General features: G+C 46.2%; 18 protein-coding genes. 9 read left to right on the top strand and 9 right to left on the bottom strand.

Annotated elements, in window-relative coordinates:
- The first annotated feature begins 6 nt into the window (after positions 1 to 6).
- A complete protein-coding gene (locus tag Dia5BBH33_RS09620) occupies positions 7 to 1,257 on the top strand; it encodes a hypothetical protein (RefSeq protein ID WP_144269229.1) in 1,251 nt (416 codons plus the stop codon).
- A 17-nt stretch (positions 1,258 to 1,274) separates the two neighbouring features.
- Here Dia5BBH33_RS09620 and Dia5BBH33_RS09615 read toward each other — a convergent pair whose 3' ends face one another.
- The 3 genes from Dia5BBH33_RS09615 to Dia5BBH33_RS09605 all read right to left on the bottom strand — a co-directional run bounded on the left by Dia5BBH33_RS09615 (position 1,275) and on the right by Dia5BBH33_RS09605 (position 4,290).
- Positions 1,275 to 2,117, bottom strand: coding sequence for an IS3 family transposase (locus Dia5BBH33_RS09615; RefSeq protein ID WP_232518127.1), 843 nt, complete (start codon positions 2,115 to 2,117; stop codon positions 1,275 to 1,277).
- A 29-nt stretch (positions 2,118 to 2,146) separates the two neighbouring features.
- Positions 2,147 to 2,845 (bottom strand): helix-turn-helix domain-containing protein, encoded by a 699-nt coding sequence (locus tag Dia5BBH33_RS09610; RefSeq protein WP_162501795.1) that lies wholly within the window; start codon positions 2,843 to 2,845, stop codon positions 2,147 to 2,149.
- 431 nt (positions 2,846 to 3,276) lie between these two features.
- Positions 3,277 to 4,290: a YeiH family protein gene (locus Dia5BBH33_RS09605; protein WP_144269226.1), complete on the bottom strand. Its 1,014-nt coding sequence runs from the start codon at positions 4,288 to 4,290 to the stop codon at positions 3,277 to 3,279.
- A 123-nt stretch (positions 4,291 to 4,413) separates the two neighbouring features.
- On the opposite strand from Dia5BBH33_RS09605, the gene Dia5BBH33_RS09600 reads away from it, so the two are divergent.
- Positions 4,414 to 5,310, top strand: a complete 897-nt coding sequence (locus tag Dia5BBH33_RS09600) for a LysR family transcriptional regulator (protein ID WP_144269225.1) — start codon at positions 4,414 to 4,416, stop codon at positions 5,308 to 5,310.
- A 190-nt stretch (positions 5,311 to 5,500) separates the two neighbouring features.
- Here the strand turns inward: Dia5BBH33_RS09600 and Dia5BBH33_RS09595 are convergent, their stop codons facing one another.
- The 6 genes from Dia5BBH33_RS09595 to Dia5BBH33_RS09570 all read right to left on the bottom strand — a co-directional run bounded on the left by Dia5BBH33_RS09595 (position 5,501) and on the right by Dia5BBH33_RS09570 (position 16,783).
- Positions 5,501 to 7,111, bottom strand: coding sequence for a DUF1998 domain-containing protein (locus tag Dia5BBH33_RS09595; RefSeq protein ID WP_144269224.1), 1,611 nt, complete (start codon positions 7,109 to 7,111; stop codon positions 5,501 to 5,503).
- Between the two features lie 45 nt (positions 7,112 to 7,156).
- A complete protein-coding gene (locus tag Dia5BBH33_RS09590; protein WP_144269223.1) occupies positions 7,157 to 8,209 on the bottom strand; it encodes an IS30 family transposase in 1,053 nt (350 codons plus the stop codon).
- Between the two features lie 81 nt (positions 8,210 to 8,290).
- A complete protein-coding gene (locus tag Dia5BBH33_RS09585; RefSeq protein ID WP_144269222.1) occupies positions 8,291 to 11,992 on the bottom strand; it encodes a DEAD/DEAH box helicase in 3,702 nt (1,233 codons plus the stop codon).
- Positions 11,993 to 12,007: 15 nt separating this feature from the next.
- Positions 12,008 to 13,063: a hypothetical protein gene (locus tag Dia5BBH33_RS09580; RefSeq protein WP_144269221.1), complete on the bottom strand. Its 1,056-nt coding sequence runs from the start codon at positions 13,061 to 13,063 to the stop codon at positions 12,008 to 12,010.
- On the bottom strand, positions 13,060 to 15,186 hold the full coding sequence (locus Dia5BBH33_RS09575) for a coiled-coil domain-containing protein (RefSeq protein ID WP_144269220.1): 2,127 nt from the start codon (positions 15,184 to 15,186) through the stop codon (positions 13,060 to 13,062). The genes Dia5BBH33_RS09580 and Dia5BBH33_RS09575 overlap by 4 nt, the downstream gene beginning before the upstream one ends.
- Positions 15,187 to 15,211: 25 nt before the next feature.
- Positions 15,212 to 16,783 carry a hypothetical protein gene (locus Dia5BBH33_RS09570; protein WP_144269219.1) on the bottom strand — a complete coding sequence of 524 codons (1,572 nt, stop codon included), beginning with the start codon at positions 16,781 to 16,783 and terminating at the stop codon, positions 15,212 to 15,214.
- 410 nt (positions 16,784 to 17,193) lie between these two features.
- Between Dia5BBH33_RS09570 and Dia5BBH33_RS09565 the strand changes: the two genes are divergently transcribed.
- From Dia5BBH33_RS09565 to Dia5BBH33_RS09540, 7 genes are all read left to right on the top strand, one after another.
- Positions 17,194 to 17,892 carry an HNH endonuclease gene (locus Dia5BBH33_RS09565; protein ID WP_144269218.1) on the top strand — a complete coding sequence of 233 codons (699 nt, stop codon included), beginning with the start codon at positions 17,194 to 17,196 and terminating at the stop codon, positions 17,890 to 17,892.
- Positions 17,893 to 18,093: 201 nt separating this feature from the next.
- A complete protein-coding gene (locus Dia5BBH33_RS09560) occupies positions 18,094 to 19,008 on the top strand; it encodes a GIY-YIG nuclease family protein (protein ID WP_143332902.1) in 915 nt (304 codons plus the stop codon).
- A 195-nt stretch (positions 19,009 to 19,203) separates the two neighbouring features.
- A complete protein-coding gene (locus Dia5BBH33_RS09555; RefSeq protein ID WP_144269434.1) occupies positions 19,204 to 22,413 on the top strand; it encodes a DUF3427 domain-containing protein in 3,210 nt (1,069 codons plus the stop codon).
- Positions 22,414 to 22,422: 9 nt separating this feature from the next.
- Positions 22,423 to 22,824 (top strand): (deoxy)nucleoside triphosphate pyrophosphohydrolase, encoded by a 402-nt coding sequence (locus Dia5BBH33_RS09550; protein ID WP_143332901.1) that lies wholly within the window; start codon positions 22,423 to 22,425, stop codon positions 22,822 to 22,824.
- A gap of 140 nt (positions 22,825 to 22,964) precedes the next feature.
- Entirely contained in the window at positions 22,965 to 23,414 is a 450-nt protein-coding gene (locus Dia5BBH33_RS09545) for a hypothetical protein (RefSeq protein ID WP_143332900.1), read from the top strand.
- Positions 23,415 to 23,444: 30 nt separating this feature from the next.
- Positions 23,445 to 23,588, top strand: coding sequence for a hypothetical protein (locus Dia5BBH33_RS11080; RefSeq protein ID WP_157952076.1), 144 nt, complete (start codon positions 23,445 to 23,447; stop codon positions 23,586 to 23,588).
- 217 nt (positions 23,589 to 23,805) lie between these two features.
- Entirely contained in the window at positions 23,806 to 26,985 is a 3,180-nt protein-coding gene (locus Dia5BBH33_RS09540) for a type I restriction endonuclease subunit R (RefSeq protein WP_143332899.1), read from the top strand.
- Positions 26,986 to 27,000: the final 15 nt, after the last annotated feature.

Genomic DNA, 27,000 nt, shown 5'->3' with positions numbered 1-27,000 from the left:
GGAAAAATGAAAAAAGGGAAGATTTTACTCAGTCTGTCTATACTGGCAGCTTTGGGAAGTTTCAGTGCACCTTTATCATGGGCAGCGGATGTGACGAATCCGGCGAAAAAGGTCAATACGACGGTGGAAGGAAATGTTTCTGCCGGCGTGGCAGAGAACGAAGGGGATAATGCGGTAAGCAATATACTGACGCTTGACACCGGCGCAGATATTTCCGGAAACGCGACTGGCGGGGTTGCGGTAGAAGGCGCGGGAAATGCCCTGACAAATACAGTGGATGTGCTCGACACAGCTAAGGTCGCCGGCGCAGTCACGGGCGGTGTTTCCTACGACGGTAATGCGAAGGAAAACGTTGTCAATATGGCGGGCGGCACTGTAATCAGGGGCGTGACAGGGGGACGCACTTTGGGGACGGGCGAGGCTGCCCTGAATCAGGTGACAATCTACGGTGCTGCAATCGGTGAAGAAACAGAGCAGTTTGGTGCTGTCTTTGGCGGCGTTTCTGCAAAGGGTATGGCCAATAACAATGTTGTGAAAATCGTGGGCAGCACCACCACGTATGAAAATGTCATGGGCGGGTATGCCTGGGAGTCTTCCGCTTCAGGAAAGCAGGTGTTCCTGACGGGCACAAATACGATCGGAACGAGTGTCTTTGGCGGCGATGGAGAGACAGGCGCATCAAACAATGAACTCAGCATCCAAGACAATTCAACGATTGGAGAGAAGGATAACGAAGACACCGGTTATGCGATCGGCGGATTCACCCATACGGGCACCGCTTTGTCCAACAAGGTTAAAGTGGAAGGCGGCACGATGAACTATGCCGTCGGCGGATTATCGGATCAGGACGGCAGCAAGGTAGAAAGCAACGAGCTGACCATCACGGGCGGCACCATCTATATGGAAGCAGCCGGCGGCCTGATTGATGGAAAGGTTGAATATGAGGCAAATGGAGGAACCCGTGTCGAGACCGAAGGCGCCACAAAAAATATCGTAACGATGAACGGCGGTGAGGTGAGAAATCTGAGCGGCGGCAGGGTCAACTATTATGCCACAGGCGATGCCATCGCCAATGAAGTATACGTCAGCGATGAGGTCCAGATCGACTACCTCGTCAGAGGCGGCAGTACGTATTATGGAAATGCCAATAACAACATAGTAGAAATGACTGGCGGCACGGCAGGTATGGGAGTAGAAGGCGGGGAGTCTGGTGCGGATTTGTTAATACAGACAAATAAATATCATAAAAAAATCTAACTGTACCTTAATCTTAATCATGCAGCCATTGGAGCTGCGTTGAATACTTCCATTGGGGCTAAAAGATGTAATTTGCGCTGAATGCGTTTGTTGTTGTAGAAGTAGATGTAGCCGTTGATCATGCTTACCACTGCTTTGCGGCTGGTGAATTTACGTGTGTAGTAACGTTCGCGCTTCAGCATTCCCCAGAACCCTTCCATCAGACTGTTGTCTGCACAGCAGCCTACGCGGGACATGCTGTGAACCAGTCCTGCTTTTTCAACGATCTTATGGAATCCGTTGCTTGTATACTGGAATCCGCGGTCAGTATGAATCATTGGATGTGCTCCTGGATTCTCTTTAAGTGCCTTTTCCATTGTCTCAAAAGCCAGTGCAGTATTGTTTCTGTCGCCGATGACATAAGAGACAATCCGACGGTCATGGCCATCAATAATGGCGCTTAAATATAACTTATGCAAAACTCCATCAGCCGTTGTGTATTTGAATTCGGTGACATCCGTCATCCATCTTGCATTGGATACGCCTGCATCGAAATCACGGTTCAGCAGGTTTTCAAAAATGTACTTTGGATCCTTTGCGTTACGAGTGCAGCCATCGGTCTTGTATTTGATCACGGACTTAATATTAAGTATCCGCCTGACACGAAGAACCAGACTGTCACTTACCATAAGGTGGCTCTCGCTATACTTCTTGATCCAATCGTTCATCCGGCGGTATCCCATATCCGGATATTCCTGATGGATTTTCACGACCTCCTGTGCGACCTTTTCTCTCAGCAGTTCACGGCCGCTCTTAATATGATTCAGCCAGCCGTAATAAGCTGCCCTGGAGACCTTTGAGAGTCGGCAGAGACTTTCTATGGAGATGTTGGTTTCTTCATGGACTTCTTTTATGGCTTTAAAATCTCTGAGAAGGTGAGTAAGGCTGAATCCTTCGAGGAACGCAACCTTTCCTCTATCTCCATCTTTTTTTTTAGCAGGGCAATCTCTGCTATAAGATCCTTCTTCTCTTCAAGAAGTCTGGCATTCTCCTGACGCAGCCGTTCTTCTTCGGTCCGGGGCGTTTGGAGCCTGATTGGCTTTCCTCTGTAATCCTCAAGACCAACTTCTCCCATCTCCTTGAACTTTTTTACCCATGTGTAGAGTGTTTGGTAGGACATGTTGTACTTCTTGGCTATCTTGTTGTAATCGCATCCACTGGCGATGCACTCCTGAACGATTCTGACTCGCTCTTCCTTGACCGATTGCTGGCGTTTGCCCATAAGATCTCCTCCTTCAGGAACGAGGTCTGTCAACTTATGCTCATTATACGCCTCAATCCATGTTTTAAGGGAGAGAGTGCCGGAAATTCTGTATTTGGCACAGACGGAAAGCATGGAAACGCCGCCTTTAAGATATTCCTTTACGGCCTGGATCTTCATCTGATTGGAGTAGTAAGACAAATGCTGCCTGGGCCGCAATCCCTTAAAGCCCTCCTCTTTATACCGGAGAACCCATTTTCTGAATGTTATGCGGCTCATATGAAGATTTTCAGCTGCCTGGGTAATCGTAACACCCTGATAGAGATATGAAGCAATCTGGTCTAACATTTCCTCCGGGGACGCTTTGGTTTTACATGGCATAAGAATGACCTCCTAATATATTTATGATATTATTCTGTCTTTCTTGTTGAATCATACCAAGGTCCCGGCGAAGCCGGGGAATACAGTAGTTCTCGAGCGCAGCTATATAAGTTCAAAACAAATAAGAACTGATTTCTTTTGTTTCTCATCGCCGAGCTTCCCCCAACGGAGGGAAGTGCCCGAAGGGCGATAGGGGTGCAGTTCCTAAGAAGGCGAAGCATCCTTTGAGGTTTTCAGATAGAGTTGATAAATACATTTGTTAGATAATCCTCTAATCGAATATACCCACTATACCCACGCAAAAGGGGCTGTGACGAAATGATTGCACATTTTGTCACAGCTCCTTTTGCCATATCTGAAACAGATTTAATTTCCTTATCGCTCCCTCATCAGGCAGGTTAGAACCAGCTGCGTACGATGAACCAGGCGAGGGTCATGATGACGATGGAGCAGAAGACGGCTCCAGTCAGGGGACGGACGCCTTCGCGCAGGATGACGCCGAAGTTTACGTTGAGACCCAGAGCAGCCATGGCCATGCCGAGTATGATGTAGGCTGCCTTGACGAGGACGGGGACGGCCAGGCTGACGGCAGGGATGTAAGAGCCGATGGCGCTGGCTATGATGAACCCGCCCATGAACCAGGGGATGGGGATCTTGAATTTCGTGTTCGTATCGCCGGATCTGCGGCGTTCACGCCATGCTTCGAAGGTCCCGAGGATGAGAGCGACGGGAGCGAGGAGAAGTACGCGGGAGAGCTTGGCGATGATGGCACTGTCCGTACCGACGGCGCCGGCACTGCCTCCTGCGGCCACAGCGTGCGCAATTTCATGAAGACTCAGACCTGCCATCACGCCAAACTGGGCGTTGGAGAATCCCAGGAACGGCTGCAGGAAGACGATGATCAGGGTAAAGACCGTGCCGAGGATCGCAACAATGGCGACGGCGAGGACAGACTGATCGGCCTTCGCCTTGATGGCACCGGAAATGCCCATGACAGCGGCAGCGCCGCAGATGCTGTCACCGCAGGCCGTCAGGAGAGCCAGCGTGTGATCGACGCGCAGCAGGCGGGCGACCACATAATTGAGCGTGATCATAATAGTGACGACGAAGACGGCCGCTTCGAGACTCTTCAAACCGGCGCTCATGAGGATGACCAGGTTCAGCATGAACCCCAGGAGAATAATGCCGGCGCGGAGGAATTTGTTCGCGATGAATCCCGTGCTTTCCCGCGCCATTTTAGTGACGGACTGACTAAACTGGATGACCATGCCCAGAATGAGAGCCAGGACAAGATGACCGATCAGAGAAAGACCGGGCAGACCGGCCAGTGCCTGACCGATGAAAGAACAGGCCAGCGTGAGAACGAGGCCGATGACAGCATTACGCTTATTGGCAAAAGGGAATACGTGCATATGAAAGCTCCTTACATGAAATTTTGACATGAGTTAAGAATACCCTATGACTTTCCCTTCATAAAATACTAAGATATAATGAAACCAATAAGCTTTTACCTATGGAAGAAGGGAGCCCGCACCATGACCTTTCGACACCTCAAAATTTTTCTGACAGTCTGCGAAACGATGAACATGACAAAAGCGGCCGGAGAGCTGCACATCAGCCAGCCATCCATCACACAGGCCATCCACGAGCTGGAAGACCACTATGGCATCCTCCTATTCAAACGCACGGGACGGAAAATCCTCCTGACACCGGCAGGCCGCCATCTGGAAAAATTTGCCAGCGGAATCCTTTCCCTGCAGCAGCAGGCAGAATCAAGCATGCATGCCTTGCAAAAGCAAATGCCTATATGGATCGGCGCCAGTATCACCATTGGCGACGTATTCCTCGTCGACCTCCTGCAGCACGCACGCCAGCTCTGGCCCGATCTGGAAATCCTCTCCGCTGTCCATAATACCGAAGAACTCGAGCAGATGCTCCTCGAAGACAAGATCGACCTCGCCCTCGTCGAAGGCCGCCTTACCTCGACCCAGCTCACGACAGAACCCATCCTGACAGATACCATGACACTCATTGCAGCCCCCGAAAGCGAATGGGCCGGCAAAGATATCAAAACCGCAAGAGATACCGATTACCTCCCCTTTTTCGTCCGAGAAAAAGGAAGCGGCACGCGTGAACTGTTCGAGCAAGTCATGCGCGAGCACCACATACCCTACCACGTCATCGGCGTATACAACAACTCGACGGCCATCAAGAACGCCGTCATGGCTAACCTGGGCCTTTCCTTCCTCTCCAGAACCCTCGTACGTCAGGAAGTAGCCGGCGGCCAGCTCGTAGAAGTACCCTTAGATGGACTCGAATGCAAACGCATCTTCCGCATCGCCTACCGCAAAGACAAAGACCTCACACCCTCCATGCAGGCCCTGATCGAAGAATGCAAACACAGCCAGGAATGGCTGCATAAAAAGATATAAGGAAATAAAGAAATCCAGCGCCTTCCATCTCCGCCCCTCACGGGGTTCTTTTTGCGTGCGGAAGCAGAACTCGCTTCGCTCGCCGTACAGAGTCCTAACTTTTGAGAGTACCGCTAACACTTGTCTTCCCACGCAAAAATCCCCGTTGCATTATATTTCTCTCTGCAGCGAGGATTTTTCTTTTATATTTCTACATATTATCCACGATTTGCTTAACGGCGGATGGTTTAGCGTATTTCATGAGAGCGTCGCTTATGTAGATGGTATTGCGGTCATGGGGAACGGCCCACATGGCGGGATAGATGATGATTTGTTTTTCTCTCGTATTGCTCTTGGCGTGGATTTCGTCTCCGGATATGGTGATTTTGCAACCGGATTCCCTGAGGATGTTTTCCAAGGGCTGAATCAGTTTGATCTGATCTTCTGGCGTAATTTCTGGAACGGTTATCCCGAATTCGCCCCATTCAAGAAGCTGAAGGGCAGCGAAGCGGTCGAGGAGACCATGAACGTTCTGATTTCTGTAATGCTTGAGGCAGTTGGGGCATGCGGACCGGCAGTCACAGTCTTCCAGGAGAGCCTTCATATCATGAAGTAGTTCGTCCATGGCATCAGCGACGCTGACGGCATAGCCTGCACCACTGGAAAGGCTGTCGTACAAGTAGATGTCGATGTATGCTGTGTTGCTGGCGCCTGATCTTAAGCGGTAGCCAGTGACAAGTTCAGTGAAATCGACGTCGAGGCGTTTGCTGGCTGCCAGACGCAGGGCCTCGGCCAGGGACTGGGCTGCGCGGCTGAGCCATGGATTGTCCGTCCTAGTGTCGATTTTCTTGCGGTCGATCTTGAATTCAAGGACGAGCATATCTGTGATGAAATCAAAGCCGAGGTTGACGTTCTGTGCATTGATATGGCTGCACTTCCCTAGCTTGAGTCCGGATTTATAAGGCCTTTCTATATTCTTTAAGACGGAAATGTCGTCTCCAGGCATGGAGGCACCGCAGTCCGGGCATACCATGAATCCTTGGTCTCCAATGCCTCTGTTCAGCATAAGGATTCGCTGGTTGGTACGCTTGGCGGATCTTATATTTTTACAACCCGGGATAAGCTCCATATCCTCTGCGTCTGGAAGTGTGGAGTAGAGAGGCTGCTGTATCGCTGTGTATTCTTCGGATAACTGGACATCAGGGATCGATTCCCCATTCTTAGGAGCAAAGCCCCAGGGACGCATCATATCACGGGTGGTCTTGAGATCAGTATTTCCACAGAAGGGGCAGCAATCCGGGTGACCGTGGCTGGAACTTGGATCATACAGATCAAACCAGCCGCATGCATCACAGGAAATGATGTGTTTCATGTAATTGGGATCGTCTGTATAGGATCGTGCAGGTGTTTTGAGCTGACCCTTTTTCCTTTCACTTCCCGGATAATAGAATCCGCCGATCTGGTAGGTCTGCTTATCGACTACGATGGCTCTGCCCGGCGCGTATTCACCGATAGCCACATCAAGTCCGCGGGATACTTCGTAAAGGATTTTCCCGTTCCGGTCCGGAATGTAGGTGCTGACGACATTCTTCGGGAAGGAATAGGTAGGAATGATGCCTTCTTCATAAAGCGCATCAAGGAGGGATTTCAGGTTCCGTTTGTCTTCATTGTTTTCTTCAACGCCAAATAATTCAGGATGAGCTTCACACTTATCGTGGAGTGTATCCAGAGATTCCTCTAATTCATTTACGAAAGCGTCATGATTAATGGCCGCTCCGGGCGGCAGAAGATGTTTGTCTTTCTTGATGTCGTAAGCTTCCATATATTTCCCCGAATTGCAATAATAAGTTGAACACCCGGCGAACCTTTATGCAGTAAGTGCTGCAAGCATTTCTTCCCTAAAGCACTCCTCGGGTGTCTTATAGCCGAGTATTTTTCTTGGCAGGGTGTTGGCCCAGCACTCTACTCTGGAAATGTGTTCCACTGGGGAATCCTGGATTTTCTTCCCTTTGGGAAGAAATCGACGGAATAAGCCGTTGTGATTCTCATTCGTACCTTTGTCGCTGGAGCAGTACGGATGCGCATAATAGATCCGTGTGTGACTTAGTTTCTCTAGCTCCGACAGGCTAGAAAACTCACTGCCATTGTCTGTCGTAATGCTGAGGAACACTCGGCTGAAACAGCCGCGGAACATTCCATCCTTCAATTTTCTGAAGGCTGCTATTACAGAGGCACTTTCCTTGTTGGGCAGTTTTCTGATGAGGGAACAGCGTGTCTTGCGCTCAACCAGAGTCAGCAGTACTTCGTCCTTTGAGCGAGATCCCAGTACAAGGTCACACTCCCAATGCCCGAAATCCTGACGCTCATCCACAGAAGGATCGCGCTCATCTATACTGCGGCCGAACTTCTTCTTACGCTCACGAACCCGCTTCCTGGCGTTTTTTCGCTTGACGCGCAAGGGCAGGTCAATACTCTTGATTTTTCCTAGGAGCCCCAGCGTGACATAGTTGTACAGGGTTTTCGTACAGACCATCTCGCCACGTTGAAATTCTCCCGTAACCAGTGCCCTGCCAAAGCAGGCATCGAGCGACCAGTGATGTTCCTGAAGTCTCTTCTGCACATAGTCGAGGAATGCTCCCTTTGCTATGGCGTCGCATTTGCGACCACAGTTTTCGCGATGCGCCTCATAGGTGCTTTGCCCGTCTGCTGCGCGATAGCGTTCCACCTTGCCGTTATAGCAAAGAACCTTGCCACGCTTCACCTCGTTGCGTACCGTATTGACACAGCACCCAATCTCACGGGCTATGCTCCGATACGATTGCTTGTCGCGGAGACGCGTTTGGATAATGACTCGTTCCTCAAAAGTTAAATGAGCCCCTTTTTTGCGTAACGTATCCGTGGTAAAATGATTTTGATCCATAGCGATTCTCCTTTGTGGTTGTGTTTTTTGTGCAACTACATTTTACCACAAGGGTTCGCTATGGATTTTTAAGTGTTCAACTTAATTATACAATCCGCCTTCCATATATTTCTTGAAATCCGGGAGGAACTCCTTCAGAAATTCATGGGCGGGCAGGGTGTCAAGACTCTTGCCGCATGTATCCAGATATGTCTGAAGAATAACCATGGACAGATGACGCTGAAGCAGTTTTTCACTCTGTACATCGATCCAAGGCCTCCGTGGATCACCGCGGAGCATAGGCGTCGGGTCCTTGAAATACATGGTGTCATGCGGGCCGTTTTCACAGAAAGTAATAATGGTAGACAAGCTGGATCCGCGGCGGCCCGCACGGCCGGCACGCTGCTGATAGTTTTCGCGTGTCGGAGGAATGTTTCTAAGCCCTACGGCGACGAGGGATCCGATATCGATGCCGACTTCCATGGTTGTCGTACTGCTGAGGATATCGACAGGAGTTTCATTATCCTGAACCAGGTCCTGGAAACGGAGTTCATACTGTTCCGTTTTACTCCAGAGGTCATCACGTTGGTCTTTATGAGAAAGCTGTGCGGTATGCTCTTCCGTATCAATGACCTGGATAGGTTTGCCATCGAGCGCATCTTGAAGCGGTTTTCTCCAGAAGCTGAGCGCATCGTACTCTTCCGGCCTCATTTCATGGATGTGTTCAGCGCCGCATGAGGGGCATCTTCCTTTCAGGAGGAAAGGCGTCAGCTCGGAGCACTGCTCGCATTTGTACCATACATGGTCAGGATCGAAACGTGCTTTGACTCTGGTAAGATCCACATAAAGTCTGCCATTATCCGGCTGGGCATGGTCAAGGAACTGTTCCTTCAAAACCTGCTTCCAGACCAGTTCTTCTTTACTCTCTTGAACTTTAGTTCCTATTTTCTTCCCGCTTTCCTGCCATCCTGCTGCTTCCCGGATAATTGCTGAAAGGGCCCAATCATCTTTAAGGCCATAGCCATCAAAGTTTGGGCGGACTTCCATGCGGATGGTATCGCTGATTGTGTGTCCGAGAGCTGTATATCTGTCAGAAATATAGAGCATCCAGGCATTAAAGAAATCTTTGAATTCCTCTTCCGAAATCTCTATCCCTTGGTCACTTAGTTCATCAACGGCAGCCTCAAGTGCTTTCTCTGTGGGCTCAATCCAGCTTGTGGCAGAGTCATAGAGCGTATTGTAACCACCCGCAAATAAGCGGAGGACATATTCCTGCATCCTCAAAGGTGCATTTGTTATTTTGTATCTTGGATCATAATCTCTGTTTCGCTTTGTATAGCGTTCGTAATTCCGTAATGCGGAGCGGCAGTTTTCTTCAAATTTATTTCGTTCTTCTCCGTGGAAAAGCTGCAAATGATGACGCCCTGCTGCAAGGCAGAAGTAATCATAAAGAGAATCCATGGACTGTTTAGAGCCCTGCTTTTCCATTTCTGCCAAAGCAAGGACAAATAATTGTCTTGCCGCTTCAATGTCAGAAGCATTCGACATGTCCCGTGCCAGTTTTGCTGCGCGCTGACGGCTGTCCGAAAAGAGCAGAACCTTGCGGCCCTGATTGGGAAAATGATACGGATCTTTATCCTTCCCGGGAACAGCAGGCTGCAGTTTAAATTGAGACTGGATTAAATTGAAGAATGATAAGTTGCCCTGTGTACTGAATGATACAAGCTGAGTCGAAGGAAGTTTGTGGGTGCAGTGCGGGCAGTCCGCGAATGTAATAACCCCGGGCTGATCTTTGACAGAGTGGTTACAGTAATAGAGTTTTCGAATTCCTTCTTTGCCTGCCAGCGAGTCATCGGCAAAGTTAATAAATCCGCTCTTGATGTCCAAATAGCATGGTTTGATGGCACTTTTGCCGCTGCTTTTAGGGGGCAGATAATCATCCTCCGGAATGAATAAATGGATTTCCTTCATATTCTTATCCATGAGCTGACCGGGATAGTGCCAAAGGTAGACATGGCTTTCATGGGTAAAGAAACCACCATCCAGAATATAGCCTTTGAAGAACAGCGCGCCGCAGCCTCTGTCCTTATAGAGCTCGTATACGACACTGCCGCAGTGTGGGCAGGTCAGGCCACTGTCAGACAAGTAAATTTCCCCTAAAGTAAGGCCGCCATCTGAATGAGAGTGGCTGCATTCTGGGTTGGTGCAGGCGTAGACCCCGGAAATACCTCTGAAGAGCATGTGCATACGGGCAGGGAAAAGGACGGAATCTTTCGCATTTTTTGCCAGTGGTGCAATCGCTAAAAGGACGCTTATTGCTTTCAGTGCATCATCCGAATTGAGCGTGGGGAAAATGTTTGAAGAAAGTTCGCCCAGAGAAACGGCGTTTCCACGGCAAGCCTTGATCAGATTATGGAAGGGACGGTAATCGATCAGGTGATCGTACATCCAGTTGTAAAGAGGTTCCAAGGAATTGATGGAAGTATCAAAATGACCGGCATTCTTCCAGAGATCCAGAAGGGCGGAGAGATCTCGGTTCTCAAATTTTCCTGGATCTGAATGTAAGAGAAGATCGGCGGGAATATCATACTTTGCATTATTATCGATGATTTCCTGACGGCCTTTAAGATAGCGGAACTCCGTCTTTTCATCGGAAGCTGTCAATTCATTGGCAAATGTCATGACAGCATCCCTGTCGCTCAGGCTCTGGTTCGGCATACTTGCTGTCGTCAGGATGAACTGCACACGATCCCGGCCGATGCCGAGTTTATGGAAAAGGCGGCGGATCAATAAGGAAACTTCTCCGCCGGATGAGCCGCGGTACATGTGTGCTTCATCGATGACGAAGAGAAGTTTGTTCTCTTTGCTGGAGGCGAGCCATTCGCGGGTGTCACTCCAGATTTTTCTTTCTCTGGGGCGCAGGAGCATGTATTCCAGCATGGAATAGTTGGTAATCAGTATATCCGGGCAGAATTGCTGCATCTCGAAACGGGTGATCAGCTCTGCGTCTTCCGGATCTGGGGTATGATCGCTATCATGAAGCCGATCAAGGAAATCAGCCATGTCTGCTTTGGCTGGAATCTTTCCTTCTTCCTGCAGATGTTGGAAGAATTCTTTCTCTGAATCATCTTCCGGGAAAGACATTCGGCGAAGAGTCCGTTCAAGTTTGCGGTCCGGATCCTTCGATGGTTGTTCTCCCGGATATGGCGTACGCCCGGTGTACATGCCAAATTGAGGGCGGCGGACGCTGCCGCAAGTTTTCCTGAATGCGGTAATGAATTTCTTTTTGGGATCTCCAATCATCTTCCGAAGGCGGCTGACTTGGTCAGAGACGAGCGCATTCATCGGATACATGATGATGGTGCGGATTCCGCGCTTTTCCCATGTTTTCTTTGAGGATCTTGCTTCAGAAGCCATCTTGGCCAGAAGAGGCCACATGAAACATTCCGTTTTACCGGAACCAGTGCCCGTCGAAACGAATAGATTTTCACCTCTGGCGGCTGCTTCAAGCGCTTGTATCTGATGCTCGTAAGGCGATGGGAAAATGCCGATGCCGGCTTTTGCCAGATCGGAGAAATAGTCTTTCATCCATGGAGCAAGATCTGCTTTTGCCAGACCGTTTTCTACAGTGACATAAGCAGGTGAAGACTCAATGTAAGGCTTCTGGTAAAGCAGGCCTTCATCATCAATATGTGCGTTGAGCGATGATAGTAAAACCGGGGATTTTCCGAATAATTGCGATTTAATATAATTCTCCAGCTCCGTTCGAAGCTGCTTATGAATGGAACTTGCTCCGTTGGGCATCAGGTAGTGCCTCCTTTATTTCTCTTTAAATGCATAGCCTTCCTCAGTCAGTATTTTCCGCATGACAGTGAATACGACCTTTGTCAGTTTTCTGTGAAAGTTGCTAGGGAGAATATTCGCTCTTTCCGGCCAACTGTAAAGCTTCAGGAAGTGAAGTTCCCTGGGCGGCAGGAGGTAATTTAAATGGACATGAACCAAGGATCCATCTACAGAATATTCAATAGGAGGCAGCGTCTGGTTCTCGGAAAGAAGAGCGCAGGAAAGAGCTCTGTAATTATGAGACTCCACCTGCCAGGGAGGCAGCGGACTTACCTTGAGCTTGTTATTTTCATACCGATAAAGATAGTACAGAAGAGCCCCTTCCTGGCCCGTTCGAAGAATAGAGACCTGCCCGGTTTTATCGGGCTTATTGGTCCAATATCCATAAGAAAAAGGTGGATTCAGAAGAAGGTACTTGGTGGGCGTTTCAAATGGCTTTACGGATTTCCAGGAAGCCGCAGATAGTGTCTTTTCCCATACAGTCTTTAGATTATCCTGTGACAGGCCGAACATATCCCTGATGTCCTTCATTTCTTTGGCTTCCTCTGCCAGAGAGGAAGCCTCCTTGACCAGAGAATAGAAGCCCAGTCCGGATACGCAGGAAATGCTTTCCGGTGCAAGACCTCGCTGGAAGCAAATATTGTCAATCTTTTCCTCGTGCTTCATGGCGGGGACAATTCTGTAAGGTTTATGATAAACGACGCCCGTCTTTAAGAACAGGTCTGCAATCTCATCTTCAATTGTCGTTGGATACGGACTGACTTTCTCGGCCTCCTCATCAGCGGTGAAAGCAGGGAATTCATTGGAAACACTGGGATATAGGGAAAGATAATCCTTGAGTATGCGGCGGACACGTCTTTTCAGATGCACAATGGAAATCGATTTCTCGTCATCCCAGAGCGATGTGTACGCCATCATGCCGCAAATGCTGTAAATTACACGGGCTTTCCAGTCATTTTCAGGTTCTTTAGCTCCCCGGTAGATGTGATACTTGTCAGATACATTTTCCAGAAGCTTCTCATACTCGTTCATTGGATATCTCCTAATACATATTCCATGCGGCTTTTCAAATCCTTAGAAAGAGCTATATCTGAGGAATCCAGTGATTCAGTCAATTTGTCCATCTTCATCGTGGCATAGGCAATCGGAAGGAGTGCAAGCAGGAAATCATCATCTCCGCTGACTTCCGGATAGATACCATGCATTGAAGCAGCCAGAGAAGTGATTTGATTTTTTACCAAAGCAGGCAGTCCAAGTTTTGGAAGTGATTTTAACCGTACATGGTTATCTTCAGGAGCTTTATTAGGATCCAGGACTTCGGTGAAGTAACCGCCACGGTAACCACCTTCTGCCTTTTTATCAACAAGGAATTCCGTAAAAACGGGTAGTATAAAGTTATAGAGGCTTCTTGGTTCAATTTGGATATCTTCTGCATAGGGATGTTCAACGATGTAGAAAATATCTTTCTTGGAGAGAATCTCAGGAAGTCCGTTCATCCATCTGCTGCCCAGAAGATTATGAATGATGACAATGTCCTCATTATGAGTACCTATTTCAGCGATTACCTGATGGTTGAATTCTCCTTCGCAATGGAGAATTCCGTGTATATGATCAAGATGAGTTACAGAAGCACAGAATGCCTGAATGATATCATTGGTATTTGGACCCACAAGGAGAATCGGCTGCTTCTTGCTGTAAGCAGCGCAGAGGAAAGAAGCAAGGCCACTGGAATACTTCCCTGAAACTCCAGCCAGTTCAAGTTCAAAAGCAGTCGTATCTATAACGTGTGTCCAGGAATGATACACTTCAAGATCATTAATATCACCTCTGGCGGGCAATGTGTGGTAGAGGGCAGGGACTTTCGCCGTTTCCACTGCTTTTTCAGTCTTCTCCGGCAGGGCGGTAGTGAATGCCATGGTTGCAAGAAACTCAGCAGCATTTTCACGTGCGTTTTGAATTTTTTCAGCGACAGCTTTTTCTACATCCTCAGCTAATTTTTTTCTGTTTGCAAGACTCTGTTCAAATTGTTCATTATCTGCCTTTGCCTTCTCAAGAGTGCTTTTTGAAGCCTTGATTTCATTTTTGATGGTGCCTAAATCGTCATTGAGGGAATTATATTCAGCAATAAGGTCTTCATTCTCTTTAACCAATTCTTCCCGAATCGAATTTTTGCCTTTTTCCCAAAGTTCATCATTGGCTGAAATGGCGGAACCGAGTACATCATCTTCTATGCTGCTGCCGTCAATATAGCTGACAGCGTTATCCAAGAATTCATCCAGATAGTTTTGGGCTTCAGTAAGAGAGCAATGTAATTCAGATACAATTTTTTCTGTGACATCAGAGTCGGGGATGGTTCCGATAAAATTCTTCAGACTCTTATGCTGGTCATGGGTCAAACCTCGTGCCTTGCAGGCGTTCCAGGAAAGGGAATCAAAGATGATATCTTTAACGATTTCTCGAGGTCCTCTTACCGGATAAAGGTCGATGGGGATACCAGCAAAAGGCTTTCTATAGAAGAGGAACCCATTGTGCAAGTTTAAAATGTCGTTCCCTCCAAACCGATAGACAGGGGCTATTGTGTAATTTTTACTAAAGACGGCCACTCCATTATTAATATCGAGATCTTTTGCCTTGCATAAAATGCCTGTATATTGGCTTCCAGACTTGATGGCAAACATGACCTTGCCACTGTTAAGGTTAAAATCGACTCCCTTTTTCAAAAGCCTAATCAGCTCATCGAGAGAGAAGGAATCTTCCATGATTTTAACTTCGATAGCATCAATTTCCGGGGTATAATTTACAACGAGAAAATCCTTTGTTTCATCCGTGTCTCTGCGCGTCGCAGACCAGGTCCATATGCCATAGAATCCAGCATCAGAAGTTGTATTACTATTTTCAAAGAAATTGTAGTAAAGTTTGCTTCTGTTTCTAAAGTAGGGCGGTTCGTTCTTATCCTGATAGAAAATCTCATAATTTCCATAAGTGTTCAGATCGGCGCAGCGGGATAGCCAACGGTTTTCGAATTTGTCCGTAAAGATACGGCATAAGGAGATAATCTCACCACTATCATCGTTACCATAGTCATAACCAGGCAGAGCAGCAAGGTTGGTATCGTCATACTCCGCAAGATGGTTTGAATTGTTAGGATTAGCCATAATTATATTCCCCTCTTTATAAAAGTTAGTAAGGCCGGATTGGTTGATTCATATGCATGCTGCGATACATGTGCTGCAGTTTTCGGTAAGACTGTTCTTTGATGCTGCCCTTCTTGATGCATCTTCGAATCCATAGGCAGACCTGTGGATAGCAGCTCATGCCAAGAAGAATATTTGAAAGAGCGTGCGGGACAGGGATGGAAGGACCCGGCATATGAATCAGTTCGTCTAAAATTTCCATTTCATTGCTAGAAACGGCGGATACCTGCCTCTTGAACTCAATCTGCCAGACAACATCAAGTCCGATCATGACATGAATGGAAGTATCATACGTGATTCCATCAATCATGGCAGATTCGTCTGCTTTAATATCTCTCTTATCTATACGTCCTGCATGATTGATAACGATTTCACCATCATAGGGGGACTTAAATAGCAAGGTCTTTTTATTGGGGAGCACATCTGTCTCCCCAGGTTGTATCACGGTATCTTTGAAATCAGTGACGGAAATTTCCGGACAAGTTCCTTCCTGATTGAGAGCTTCTCTCCAGAAATAGGTGTACTGCAGAGCCTGCGAACGGCCTACCGATATTAAGTGCTGCCGGTCAGAACACTTCACCTTAAAAAGCTTCAGCTGTTCTGCTTTAACATGCAATGGATCTACCTTTGTAAAAGGAGATGTCTGGAATGCGGTCGTATTCCCTTCGACAAGCATGTACATGGTTGTCTGATTGTGCTTGATATTCGACTCGCCTTCCACAAACAGCGGCCAAATGGGGCGAAGGGAAATCGGCTTATCCGTCAGGCGGTAATGGAAATCAAGAAAGAAACGGGCTGCATCCTCATTAAATTCAGAAGCGATAACAGAAGCTAAAATCCACGATTCTCCTCCATACCTCTGCTGCATGAGCTTTGTGACCTTTACCGTCCTGGAACTATGGGGAAGAAAACTCCGCTTCAGCAGATAGTATTCCTTTCCAATTTCCACATCAGCATCATTGGAGAGCATTCGACCAGAGGCTTTATCAAATAACGTTCCTCTCGGATTAATGCCTTTGACCATTGATGGCCAGAATTTATATAACTCATTGCTCCCGTTTTCGAAATGAAGCGTATAAGTCTCATATGGATGATCCCATAAAGGAAGATACATGATGCGGTCGTTATTGAGGCGCTCTTTTGTGAAAGAAAACGATCTGATTTCGCCCTTGGGGTAAATTGTCAGTTTAAAATTTTTCTCCAATAAATTCTCAGGAACACGAACTAAACCCATCTCCAGACTAAACGAAGAAGGTGGATTGCCAGAAACACAAATACGGATTGGCAAGTCATGATCCGTTGAACTATATGTAGGATAAGCGCCGGGGCCGAAGGTACGCTCCGGGCAGGTCTTTTCATCCTCCGCGCGGCTGTGCTTAAAATAACGCACCCGTATGGAGCCATTCGTCAGACTGACATACTGACCGCATAATTCGCACATGAAAAGCCCGCTGTCAGCATGGATTGTCCCATAGGGATATCGCTTAGCAGCCTCCTCAGCCGTAATCCGCTTCCAACCATGCCCCTCCCACATACAGACATGATTTAAAGAAGCCATACACATCCCTCCCTACTAAAACTTCCTTCCCAATGCAGATTTCCCAGATCTGCAAAATAAGTAAGTATTCCAGATGTATGGAATATTAATATTTGATATTCCAATACTTGCAGAATGCATAAAGTATCTTATTTTGTAAATATAACTAACAAAATTATATTTTATAACCGAAAGAATAGCAATCAAAACAGGCATAAGCCATGCTCACTTTTACTTATCTGCAAGAAGAAATTGAGAAGAAGGGGAAAGTGAATAAAACTATCGCGAAAAAAACACCGTACGACTGGAATTCGTTCTATGGAATGCAATCGTAGAGCTGGCCTCGAAACATACACGGTACAAGATTGATCTTGGTATAATAAAAAAAGAAATCTGGCGGAAATGGTATTCATGAGAAAGAGGTGGCATGGATGAGCGATGAACAGGCGCCAAATGCGGGAGAGGAATATGCTCTGAAAGAGTACTTCATTAAGTACATGGAAGAAATAAAAGGATTGTCTGAAGCCTCGATTAAGCATTATATGGGTGCGCTCGACACGGTAATCAGTAGGTATTTGAAAGAAAAAGGGCTTGTCAATCATTCCATCTTTGAAATTAAATCCTTGAAACATTTACTTGATGTGCAAGAAATTCTGAAAAAAGATCCTGACTTTGTAGCGCTTAATGAAAAAGGTCATAGGATGTATCGCAGCGGGCTCCAGAGTTATATAGATTTTGCCCGTGGTCAATGGTCTGATTCACATAAAGATGAAGATACAAAAGTGGAGCTTTCAAAACTTGACGAGCCCATACCAAGAGAAAAATATCACTATGAGATAACCAGCGAAAGGTACAGAAGATCCCCTATTATTAAGCATCAGGTCCTTAAAGCAGAACACTACCTTTGCGAAGTCGATCATCATCATGAGACATTCATCGTAAACAATACAAATCACGCGTACATGGAAGGCCATCATGTAATTCCGCTGAGCCATCAAAAGCAATTCAAGTACAGTCTTGATATTTATGCCAACGTCATCTGCCTTTGTCCAATCTGCCACAGGCTCCTTCATTATGGAAGAATCAGTGACAGAGAAAAGATATTAGATCAGATTTATAGAGAGAAGTGAACGCCTGGCAAAGAGCGGCCTGGATATCAGCAGGAAAGATTTCTTCGATCTGGCAGAGAGCAGATGAATAAGAGTTTCAAAGTGGTTCATGAAAATAGAAATGTAATAGTGATTCCTTATTCCCTGCTATAATGAGAATAAATAAGTCTTTCGGAGATATCGAGTGCTTTTATTGGTGGAACGGCATCGGGAGTGATAGGAATGGCAGCTCATGGAAAAACAATACAATTATTTCTAATGGACGGCGAAGCGACGGGACGTACTAAATGTACGCTGGCAAACTGGACTGGCATCGCATATAAGATTCCAAGAATCATGCTTGAGCAGTGCAAAGACCGCAAGAATCTCAAGCAGAGCGGCGTCTATTTCTTGTTTGGCGACTCAGAGAAAGAAGATAAAGAAAAGGCGGTTTACGTTGGCCAGGCGATAGTACGACAAACCGGAGAAGGACTTCTCAATCGGATATCGGAACATATAGGTAAGGAAGAGGAAGATTATTGGAATGAAGCTGTAGCATTTACCACCTCTAACGATATACTGGGGGCAACGGAAATCAGTTACCTTGAGCATCGATTCTGTGAACCTGCCACTAAAGCTAAACGGTACGAAGTGAAAAATAAAGATACTCCTAATATTGGCAATCCTACGGAAGAGAAAGAAAACGAAATGGAAGAATTTATCGATTACGCCAAAATCGTTATGGGTGCATTAGGATATAAATTATTCGAGCCTTACGATAAACAGGAGAATGAACAGGAAGATCCAGAACCAAAACCAGATGAAGAACCGTTGCTGTATTTGGACAGGAAGATTACGGATGTGGGATCAGTACATGCTACGGGCCGGCAGACGAATGAAGGCTTCATCGTCTATAAAGGCAGCCACATTTCGCTCGTGAATGATGGTACAGTTTTGGAATCCATTAAAAGACGCAAAGAAAAAGTCTCTCTTGATGAAAACGGGAATATAACAGAGGACCAGTTCTCCACCAGCCCGTCTGCTGCAGCCATGTTTGTTGTTGGAAAGAATGCAAATGGACTGACAAGCTGGAGAAACAAAGATAAAGTTACACTTAGGGATCTCGAGGAAAAGGCATCGGAAGAAGCAACAGAGTAATAAAAGAATAATAAAAAGAAAGAGCAGCATCTCAGAAAATCGAGGTGCTGCTCTTTTTGCGTGTGGTTGTATGGTTTATACTCCCTCATCTTTCTCCAGCATTCTCATGAATTTCTCATCTATTACTCATTACTCCCTGGTATAATTAGATCTAGGAAAGATTTTTACGGTTTTCTGGGAAGGTTTGGTGGTTTGATGTTGAGGCAGGGGTTGTATGAGCAGCTGATCAATCAGGAGCTCAAGGAGGAGATTCGCTCGGCGGAGGCGGCGGAGCGGCAGCGGGTGGAGACCGGGGCTGTGGATGCTGCTGAGTCGGCGCGGGTTCTGGCGGAGTATGTGGCAAAGCTTCTTGAGAAGCGGCTGACGGCTGTGGCAGAGGAGTCCGGGAAGGATGAGGCAGAAGAAGAGCAGGTCCGTCTGATCAATCAGATGCTCAGCACACTCGGCAGTGAAAGCGGGAAGGATCTACTTCCGCTCACGCAGGAGCGCAGGGTGGATCAGCTCTTGTCGGTCGTGAATACGAAGAATTCCGCGTTCGCGTTCCAGGAGCATGGGAGTTTCTCGCGTCCGGGCACGTCTTTGGCGCAGAGTTCGCTCTTTACGGGTTCGGATCATGAACCGCCGATGTTTGTGGAGCTCGCGAAGGAAATTGAGTCCGCTGACAGGATCGATCTTCTTGTTTCCTTTGTGAAATGGAGCGGGATTCGTCTTATTCTCGAACCTTTGAAGAAGTTCACTGAGCGGGGTCATCTTCGCATCATTACGACGTCCTACATGGGCGCGACAGATGTGAAGGCAATCGAGGAGCTCGCCAAGCTCAGCAATACGGAAATCAAAGTTTCCTATGATACAGCGAGGACACGTCTCCATGCGAAGTCCTACATGTTCTACCGCGAGAGCGGTTTCTCGACGGCGTATATCGGCTCGTCAAATCTTTCCCGCGCGGCCATTTCGAGCGGGCTGGAATGGAATGTGAAGATTACCTCTCAGGACCAGCCGTCCACGATGGACAAGATGGAAGCGACGTTTGAAAGTTACTGGAACTCCAGCGAGTTTGAAACGTACCAGGAAGGCGACAGCAAGAAACTGCAGGAGGCCATTTACAGGGAAAGATATAAGGATGATCCGAATTTCAATAACTTCGGCACGAATCCTTACATCATGGAAATCCAGCCGTACCCGTACCAGCAGGCGATCCTCGACAAACTCGCAGCGGAAAGGGAAATCCATCATCGCTATAAGAATCTCGTTGTCGCAGCAACAGGGACGGGAAAGACCGTCGTCGCTGCGCTCGACTATCGTCGTTTCTGCCAGAAGTTCGGCCATGAGAGAAAACCCAGACTTCTTTTCGTTGCGCACAGGGAAGAGCTGCTGCAGCAGAGCCTTGCGACCTTCCGCAGCGTCATGAGAGATCCGACCTTCGGCAGCCTTCTCGTCGGACGTGAGAATCATCCGGAAACTATCGACCAGCTCTTCGTTTCCATCCAGAGTTTCCAGTCCAAAGATTTCACGAAACATGTCCCGGACAAGAATTACTATGATTTCATCATCATCGACGAATTCCACCATGCGGCTGCGCCTTCTTACCAGTCACTCCTCAGCTACTATGAGCCGAAGATTCTTCTAGGCATGACGGCAACTCCGGAACGAATGGATGGAAAGAGCGTCCTGCCGTACTTTGACGGACGCATTGCCGTGGAAATCCGCTTGCCCGATGCTATCGACAGGAAACTCCTCTGTCCCTTCCAGTATTTCGGCGTCGACGACACGACCGACCTCAGCCAGATCCGCTGGACGAGAGGCGGCTACGATGCCTCCGAGCTTTCCAACGTCTACTCCATGGAACAGTACGGCGCGAAGAAAAGAGCCGAATGGGTCCTTGAAGAAACAGATCGTTACGTGACCGACTGGAACGATGTCACTGGCCTTGGGTTCTGCGTTTCCAAAGCCCATGCAAAGTTCATGTCCGACTATTTCAACGACCATGACGTGCCATCCATGTACCTGACGAGCGATACGTCCTATGCAGACAGGAAATCCGCCGAGCAGAAACTCGTCTCCGGTCAGGTGAAATTCATCTTTGTCGTCGACCTTTACAACGAAGGCGTCGACATCAAATCCGTCAATACCATCCTCTTCCTGAGGCCGACCGAATCCCTGACCATTTTCCTCCAGCAGCTCGGACGCGGACTGCGTCTCTCTGAAGGAAAAGAATGCCTCACCGTCCTCGATTTCATAGGACAGGCCAATAAGAAATACGACTTTGAATTAAAATTCACAGCCCTTCTGAATAAAGCTCACGGAAGTCTGGCGGATGAGATCAAGAGAGGTTTCATCTCCGTCCCGCGCGGCTGCTATATCCACCTCGAGAAAAAGGCAGCCAAAAACATCCTTAGAAATATCAACGCATCTCTTGGCGCACAGGGCAGACTCATCCAGGGAATTAGTACCTTTGAAGAAGACAGCGGAAGACCGCTCACCCTGGACAATTTCCTTTCCTACTACAGCATGGATATCAAAGACCTCTACACCGATAGAGAAACGAAAGGGACCAATGCTGCCGGCTTCTACCGCCTCTGCGTGAAGGCGGACAAGCGGGAGGACTTCGAAGAACCGCTCGAGGATACCATTACCAAAGCGATGGGTAAAATCTGTGCCATCGACTCCCGGAGATGGATCCAGACCATCCTTTCAGAATTCATGCCGGGTACCGTCAGTGATGCAACAGAAGAAGAAAGACGCCTCATGCTCGAAATGTTCCAGTATACCGTCTGGCCGACAAACAGCACTAAAGATCCTCACGATTACAGCGACCTGGAAGGTGACATGGCCTCTATCCGGGAAAATCCCGTCATGTGCCAGGAAATTTGCAATATTCTGCAATACAACCTCGACCACCTCGACTTCGTCGATGAGAATGTCGATCTTGGCTTCACCTGTCCGCTCGACCTCCATTGCCACTACACCAAGGACCAGATTCTCGTCGCACTCGGCCATCCAGAAAGAGCGAAATCCATGCGTCAGGGCGTCCTCTACCTGAAAGACAGAAACCTCGACTTTTTCATCAATACGCTGAACAAAGCCGACAAAGACTATTCCCCGACGACCATGTATGCCGACTACTCCATCAATGAGCATCTCTTCCACTGGCAGAGCCAGAGCACCACATCCGAAGCATCCAATACTGGACAGCGTTACATCCACCATAAGGAAATGGGATCCCAAATTCTCCTCTTCGTCAGAGAATACAACAAAGACCAGACCGGTACTGCGCCTTTCGTCTACCTCGGCAAGGCCGAATACGTGAGCCACCAAGGCAGCAGTCCTATGAATATCATCTGGCACCTTGAACGCCCCATCCCGGCCAAATTCATTCGCCAGACAGGAAAGCTTCTGGCACAGTAAGGAGGCTCTATGAAAACGATCAGAGTCGTAGCCGCTGTCATTGCTGATGACCTCGACCATCCCACCAAAATCCTCGCCACGGAAAGAGGATACGGAGAATTTAAAGGGCAGTGGGAATTCCCCGGAGGGAAAATAGAAAAAGGCGAAACACCTGAAGAAGCGATTCGCCGGGAAATTCGGGAAGAACTCGAAGTGGAAATAGAAGTCGGTCCACTTCTTGGCACTATCGAATACGACTATCCAAACTTCCACCTCAGCATGGATACCTTCCTTGCCAAAGTCAGGGAAGGTACCATTGTTCTCAAAGAAGCGGAAGCTGCAAAATGGCTGACTAAGAGCAGTCTGGATACCGTTGGTTGGCTTCCTGCTGACCAGACCATCATCAAAAAGATACACGAAATCATGGAGTAGAGGGAAAGCCACGCGGTTTCCATGTTTTCCTCCGTTCCCCCACCCCGTATGCTACAATCAAGCTAAGGGAAGGTCTTCGGCCGTGCGGAACGGCTCTTGCTGCTTACTTTTCGAGTACGGGGAGAAAAGGAGGATTTTCTATGACACTTGTCAGCCAGCTGAGTTTCAGAGACATGTATCACCGGGTTTGTTTCTTTGCCATGAATGATTACCTGGCGGAGTTACTTGAGGCTGCGAAGATCGGCGCCGATGGGGCCGATGGGGCTTTGGGGTATGGCTATATTGATAACGAAGCAGGCTTCACGTTTGAAATCCTCGCTTCTGCGAAAAGGGAAGGGGACAGGTTCATTCCTCTTCCGAATGACGGAACGATTTCCCTGAAGGTCCGCAGGGGCAGCGCCGCTCACTGGAATATCATCCTTCATCCCGATGTCGATACGACGCCGTTTGAGGAAACGATCCGGTTCATCAACGAAGGCTATTTCAAAAATGAAGGTCTGGAATTCTTCCGATCCATGGATGCCATAGATGAACTCCGCCATCCCGATTTCCCCGACGATCTCCGCGTCCTCTTCATGAAGGAAGGCTAGGAAGGCGTCGAAATATGCTGGGTGCGAAGCATGGATGTGGCAGAAGACCATGTCATCGGAAAACTCCTGAATGAACCTTACAAAGACTTCGGCGTTCACGAAGGCGATACCATTCCTTTCGGCATCGTCAAAGACGGCGAAGACTATGTCTGCGTATATATAGGAGAAGAATAAATAGAATAGAAATTGAAAAAGTCCTCCCATCCGGGGGACTTTTTTGCTGAAAACGTTGTTGTACAGTTGCAAAGCGTAGGTCATTTTGATAGGTAAATTTAAAAATGACTTTTATACATTGGCAACTTATAATAAAAAGAAGAAGTGTAACTAAAAAAGGCACCAAGTTCGGCAGGAAAAAGATAAAAGATTATGTTGATGAAGGGAGGACAGGCATATGACGAGTTATTCAAGAAGTTTTAATGAGGCAACACGTGTACAAATGCCTGCGCTAGTCCATCTAACCAGACTGGGATACAAATATTTTGGGAAAATTACTGAGGACATGGCGGGAATAGAATATGATCCGGATGACAGTATTTTAATAAATGTATTTAGAGATCAAATGGATCGATTAAATCCAGAGCATAAAGGAATCGGAGACCAGCTGCTAAGAGAAATAAGGCAGGAATTGGATAACGATGATTTAGGACGCAGTTTTTATAAAAGGCTTAGATCTTTGTCTCCAGTTAAATTGATAGACTATGATAATCCGCAAAATAACGTATATCACTTTACTGCTGAATTTACCTATAAAAGAGATGATGATAATTTCAGACCGGATATAACATTATTTATCAATGGTCTGCCACTAGTTTTTATTGAAGTAAAAAAACCAAATAATGCTGGCGGTATGGTTGCTGAAAGTAAAAGAATGAACCAAGTTAGATTTCCAAATAGGAAATTCAGAAGGTTTATTAACATTACGCAACTGATGATTTTTTCTAATAACATGGAATATGATGCTGAAGGCGGGATAGTTCCTATTCAGGGAGCTTTCTATTGTACGGCTTCGCGTGAGAATGCTCCATTTAACTGCTTTAGGGAAGAAAATCCTGGGAACTTAGAGGTGGCGCCGTTTATTCGTGACTATCCTTATAGAGACATAGATAGGCGCATAGAAAAGAAAATTTTAACGGATTTCAACTGTCAGGTTATTCATTCGACACCGGAATATAAGACAAATTTAAATATAAATACACCGACCAATAGAATTATTACGTCGATGTGCTCGCCGGAAAGATTACTCTTTTTACTGAAGTACGGTATTGCTTACGTTAGGATTGATCGAGAAGTAGATGGAAAAATTGAATCAATCGATCAGAAAAATATTATGAGATATCAGCAATTCTTCGCGTCACTTGCAGTAAGAGACAAAATTGATAAAGGGAAGAAAGCAGGCGTCATTTGGCACACACAGGGGAGTGGAAAAACGGCACTTTCCTTCCATTTAACATACGTTCTTTCAGATTACTTTGCAAAACATAATAAAGTCGCAAAATTTTATTTCATTGTAGACCGACTTGATCTGCTTGAACAGGCTGCTCAAGAATTTGAGGCCCGAGGCTTAGAAATTAAAACAGCGAATTCAAGAAATGAATTAATGGAGCAATTCAGGAAAAATCAAGCATTGGAAGGATATACTGGGAAACCTGAAATTACGGTTGTAAATATCCAGCGATTCGCTGAAGATAAAGCAAAGGTGGACCTACCTCCGTATGCTACTAACCTTCAAAGAGTATTTATTATAGATGAAGCCCATAGAGGATATAACCCTAAAGGTTCATTTTTAAATAATTTATTTGAGGCGGATCCGAATTCCATAAAAATAGCACTTACGGGAACGCCTCTGCTGAAAGAGGAAAGAGCATCGTGGAAGGTATTTGGGGAGTATCTGCATACCTATTATTACGATAAGTCCATACAAGACGGCTATACACTAAAAATTATCCGAGAAGATATCGAAACCTCATATAGGGAAAGACTTACCCAGATATATGGGAAGCTTGAAGCTCTAGTGAATAAAAGGGATGTAAATAAAGCAGCAATTGTAGAGCATGAGAATTACGTAAAAGAATTGCTCCGGTTTATTATCAGTGATATGAAGACTTTCCGTCTGGTACACGGTGATGATACGTTAGGTGGCATGATTATATGTGAAACTAGTGGCCAGGCCAGGAAACTATACTCGTATTTTAATGAGATTCAAAATGAGTTAAATCAAGTTTCACCAAGGAAAAGTCATTTTAAAGCAGCTTTAATCTTATACGATAGCAATGATAAAGAGACACAAAAGCAGATAATTAAAGACTTTAAGAAGAATATGACCATAGATTTCTTAATTGTTTTTAACATGTTATTGACCGGATTTGATGCACCAAGACTTAAAAGACTGTATTTAGGTAGAAAGTTAAAAGATCATAATTTACTTCAGGCAATTACAAGAGTCAATAGGCCATATAAAGATAATCGTTATGGTTATGTCGTCGATTTCGCAGATATAAAAAAGAATTTCGAGGAGACAAATGCGGCCTATTTAAAGGAGTTAAATAGATTTAATGATCCTGACGAAGTTGGACCGGAGAATGCAACTGATACATTCCGTGCCGTGCTTGAAAATAAAGATGCTCTTATCAAGCAAATGCATGAAGTTAAACAGGAGCTGTTTAAGTACACTACAAGTGATTTAGAGGTGTTTAGTTCTGAAATTTCAATGATAGACAATAAAAAAGAATTGTTGAATTTAAAGAAATCTCTGTTATCAGCACGAGATTGCTATAATATCGTGCGTACTTTCGGTGATGATGAATTAAAAGAAGCTTTCTCAAAGTATAAAATAGAAAATCTTCCTGAAATGATTAAAGAAGTTGATCACCATATCAAAATCATTAATGAGAAAGCCGCTTTTGCGAAAGAAGATAGCACAAAACTAATCATTAATGAAGCAATGATGGATATCACGTTTTCGTTTAGAAACCTTGGGTCAGAAGAGCTTAAAATCATTTCTGGTGGGGAAGAATTAAAAGAAAAATGGAATAAAGCTGTAAGAGCTTTTTCTGAAAATTTTGATCAGGAAGATCCAGAATATATCACACTAAGAGAAGCTTTTATGAAGCGGTTTAAAGAGCATGGCTTTGTGGTAGATAGTGTTGATGAGTTCAATGAAGATACAAAAAATCTGGATGAGATACTGAAAAAACTTAATGAACTGAAACAACGTAATAATGCACTTTTACGTAAGTATCATGGGGATTACAAATTTGCTCGTGTTCATAAACGTATCAATGAGGAAAACAAATTACGATTAGCCGAACACAAGGAACCTCTGATATCGGAATATGATGAACGAGTTATGATGGCTCTTTTGTACATCAAAGATGTCATAGACGATAAAGTTTATGATAGGAATGATATTTTGAAGAAAGATGCTTATTTTGCGAAGACTGTTATGGTAGAGACTAAGCGTGGATTAGATAAGTTACATTTATCAAATACTAGAGAAGACAGAGAATTTATCCAAAAAAGTATCTCACGTCAGTATTTAGAACAGTATAACAGTATGTATAGTGTGAATTAAAAAGGATATTCTAAT

Origin of the sequence: Dialister hominis (genome assembly GCF_007164725.1) — a bacterium.
GTDB lineage: Bacteria > Bacillota > Negativicutes > Veillonellales > Dialisteraceae > Dialister > Dialister hominis.
Note: the sequence above shows the minus strand (reverse complement) of the source record. Positions and strands in the feature narration are given on the sequence as shown.

Bases quoted from the DNA above. Each gene is read 5' to 3' on its own strand.
- Dia5BBH33_RS09620 (WP_144269229.1), top strand. From the start codon at position 7: ATGAAAAAAGGGAAGATTTTACTCAGTCTGTCTATACTGGCAGCTTTG.
- Dia5BBH33_RS09610 (WP_162501795.1), bottom strand. From the start codon at position 2,845: ATGTTAGACCAGATTGCTTCATATCTCTATCAGGGTGTTACGATTACC.
- Dia5BBH33_RS09605 (WP_144269226.1), bottom strand. From the start codon at position 4,290: ATGCACGTATTCCCTTTTGCCAATAAGCGTAATGCTGTCATCGGCCTC.
- Dia5BBH33_RS09600 (WP_144269225.1), top strand. From the start codon at position 4,414: ATGACCTTTCGACACCTCAAAATTTTTCTGACAGTCTGCGAAACGATG.
- Dia5BBH33_RS09595 (WP_144269224.1), bottom strand. From the start codon at position 7,111: ATGGAAGCTTACGACATCAAGAAAGACAAACATCTTCTGCCGCCCGGA.
- Dia5BBH33_RS09590 (WP_144269223.1), bottom strand. From the start codon at position 8,209: ATGGATCAAAATCATTTTACCACGGATACGTTACGCAAAAAAGGGGCT.
- Dia5BBH33_RS09585 (WP_144269222.1), bottom strand. From the start codon at position 11,992: ATGCCCAACGGAGCAAGTTCCATTCATAAGCAGCTTCGAACGGAGCTG.
- Dia5BBH33_RS09580 (WP_144269221.1), bottom strand. From the start codon at position 13,063: ATGAACGAGTATGAGAAGCTTCTGGAAAATGTATCTGACAAGTATCAC.
- Dia5BBH33_RS09575 (WP_144269220.1), bottom strand. From the start codon at position 15,186: ATGGCTAATCCTAACAATTCAAACCATCTTGCGGAGTATGACGATACC.
- Dia5BBH33_RS09570 (WP_144269219.1), bottom strand. From the start codon at position 16,783: ATGGCTTCTTTAAATCATGTCTGTATGTGGGAGGGGCATGGTTGGAAG.
- Dia5BBH33_RS09565 (WP_144269218.1), top strand. From the start codon at position 17,194: ATGAGCGATGAACAGGCGCCAAATGCGGGAGAGGAATATGCTCTGAAA.
- Dia5BBH33_RS09560 (WP_143332902.1), top strand. From the start codon at position 18,094: ATGGCAGCTCATGGAAAAACAATACAATTATTTCTAATGGACGGCGAA.
- Dia5BBH33_RS09555 (WP_144269434.1), top strand. From the start codon at position 19,204: ATGTTGAGGCAGGGGTTGTATGAGCAGCTGATCAATCAGGAGCTCAAG.
- Dia5BBH33_RS09550 (WP_143332901.1), top strand. From the start codon at position 22,423: ATGAAAACGATCAGAGTCGTAGCCGCTGTCATTGCTGATGACCTCGAC.
- Dia5BBH33_RS09545 (WP_143332900.1), top strand. From the start codon at position 22,965: ATGACACTTGTCAGCCAGCTGAGTTTCAGAGACATGTATCACCGGGTT.
- Dia5BBH33_RS11080 (WP_157952076.1), top strand. From the start codon at position 23,445: ATGGATGTGGCAGAAGACCATGTCATCGGAAAACTCCTGAATGAACCT.
- Dia5BBH33_RS09540 (WP_143332899.1), top strand. From the start codon at position 23,806: ATGACGAGTTATTCAAGAAGTTTTAATGAGGCAACACGTGTACAAATG.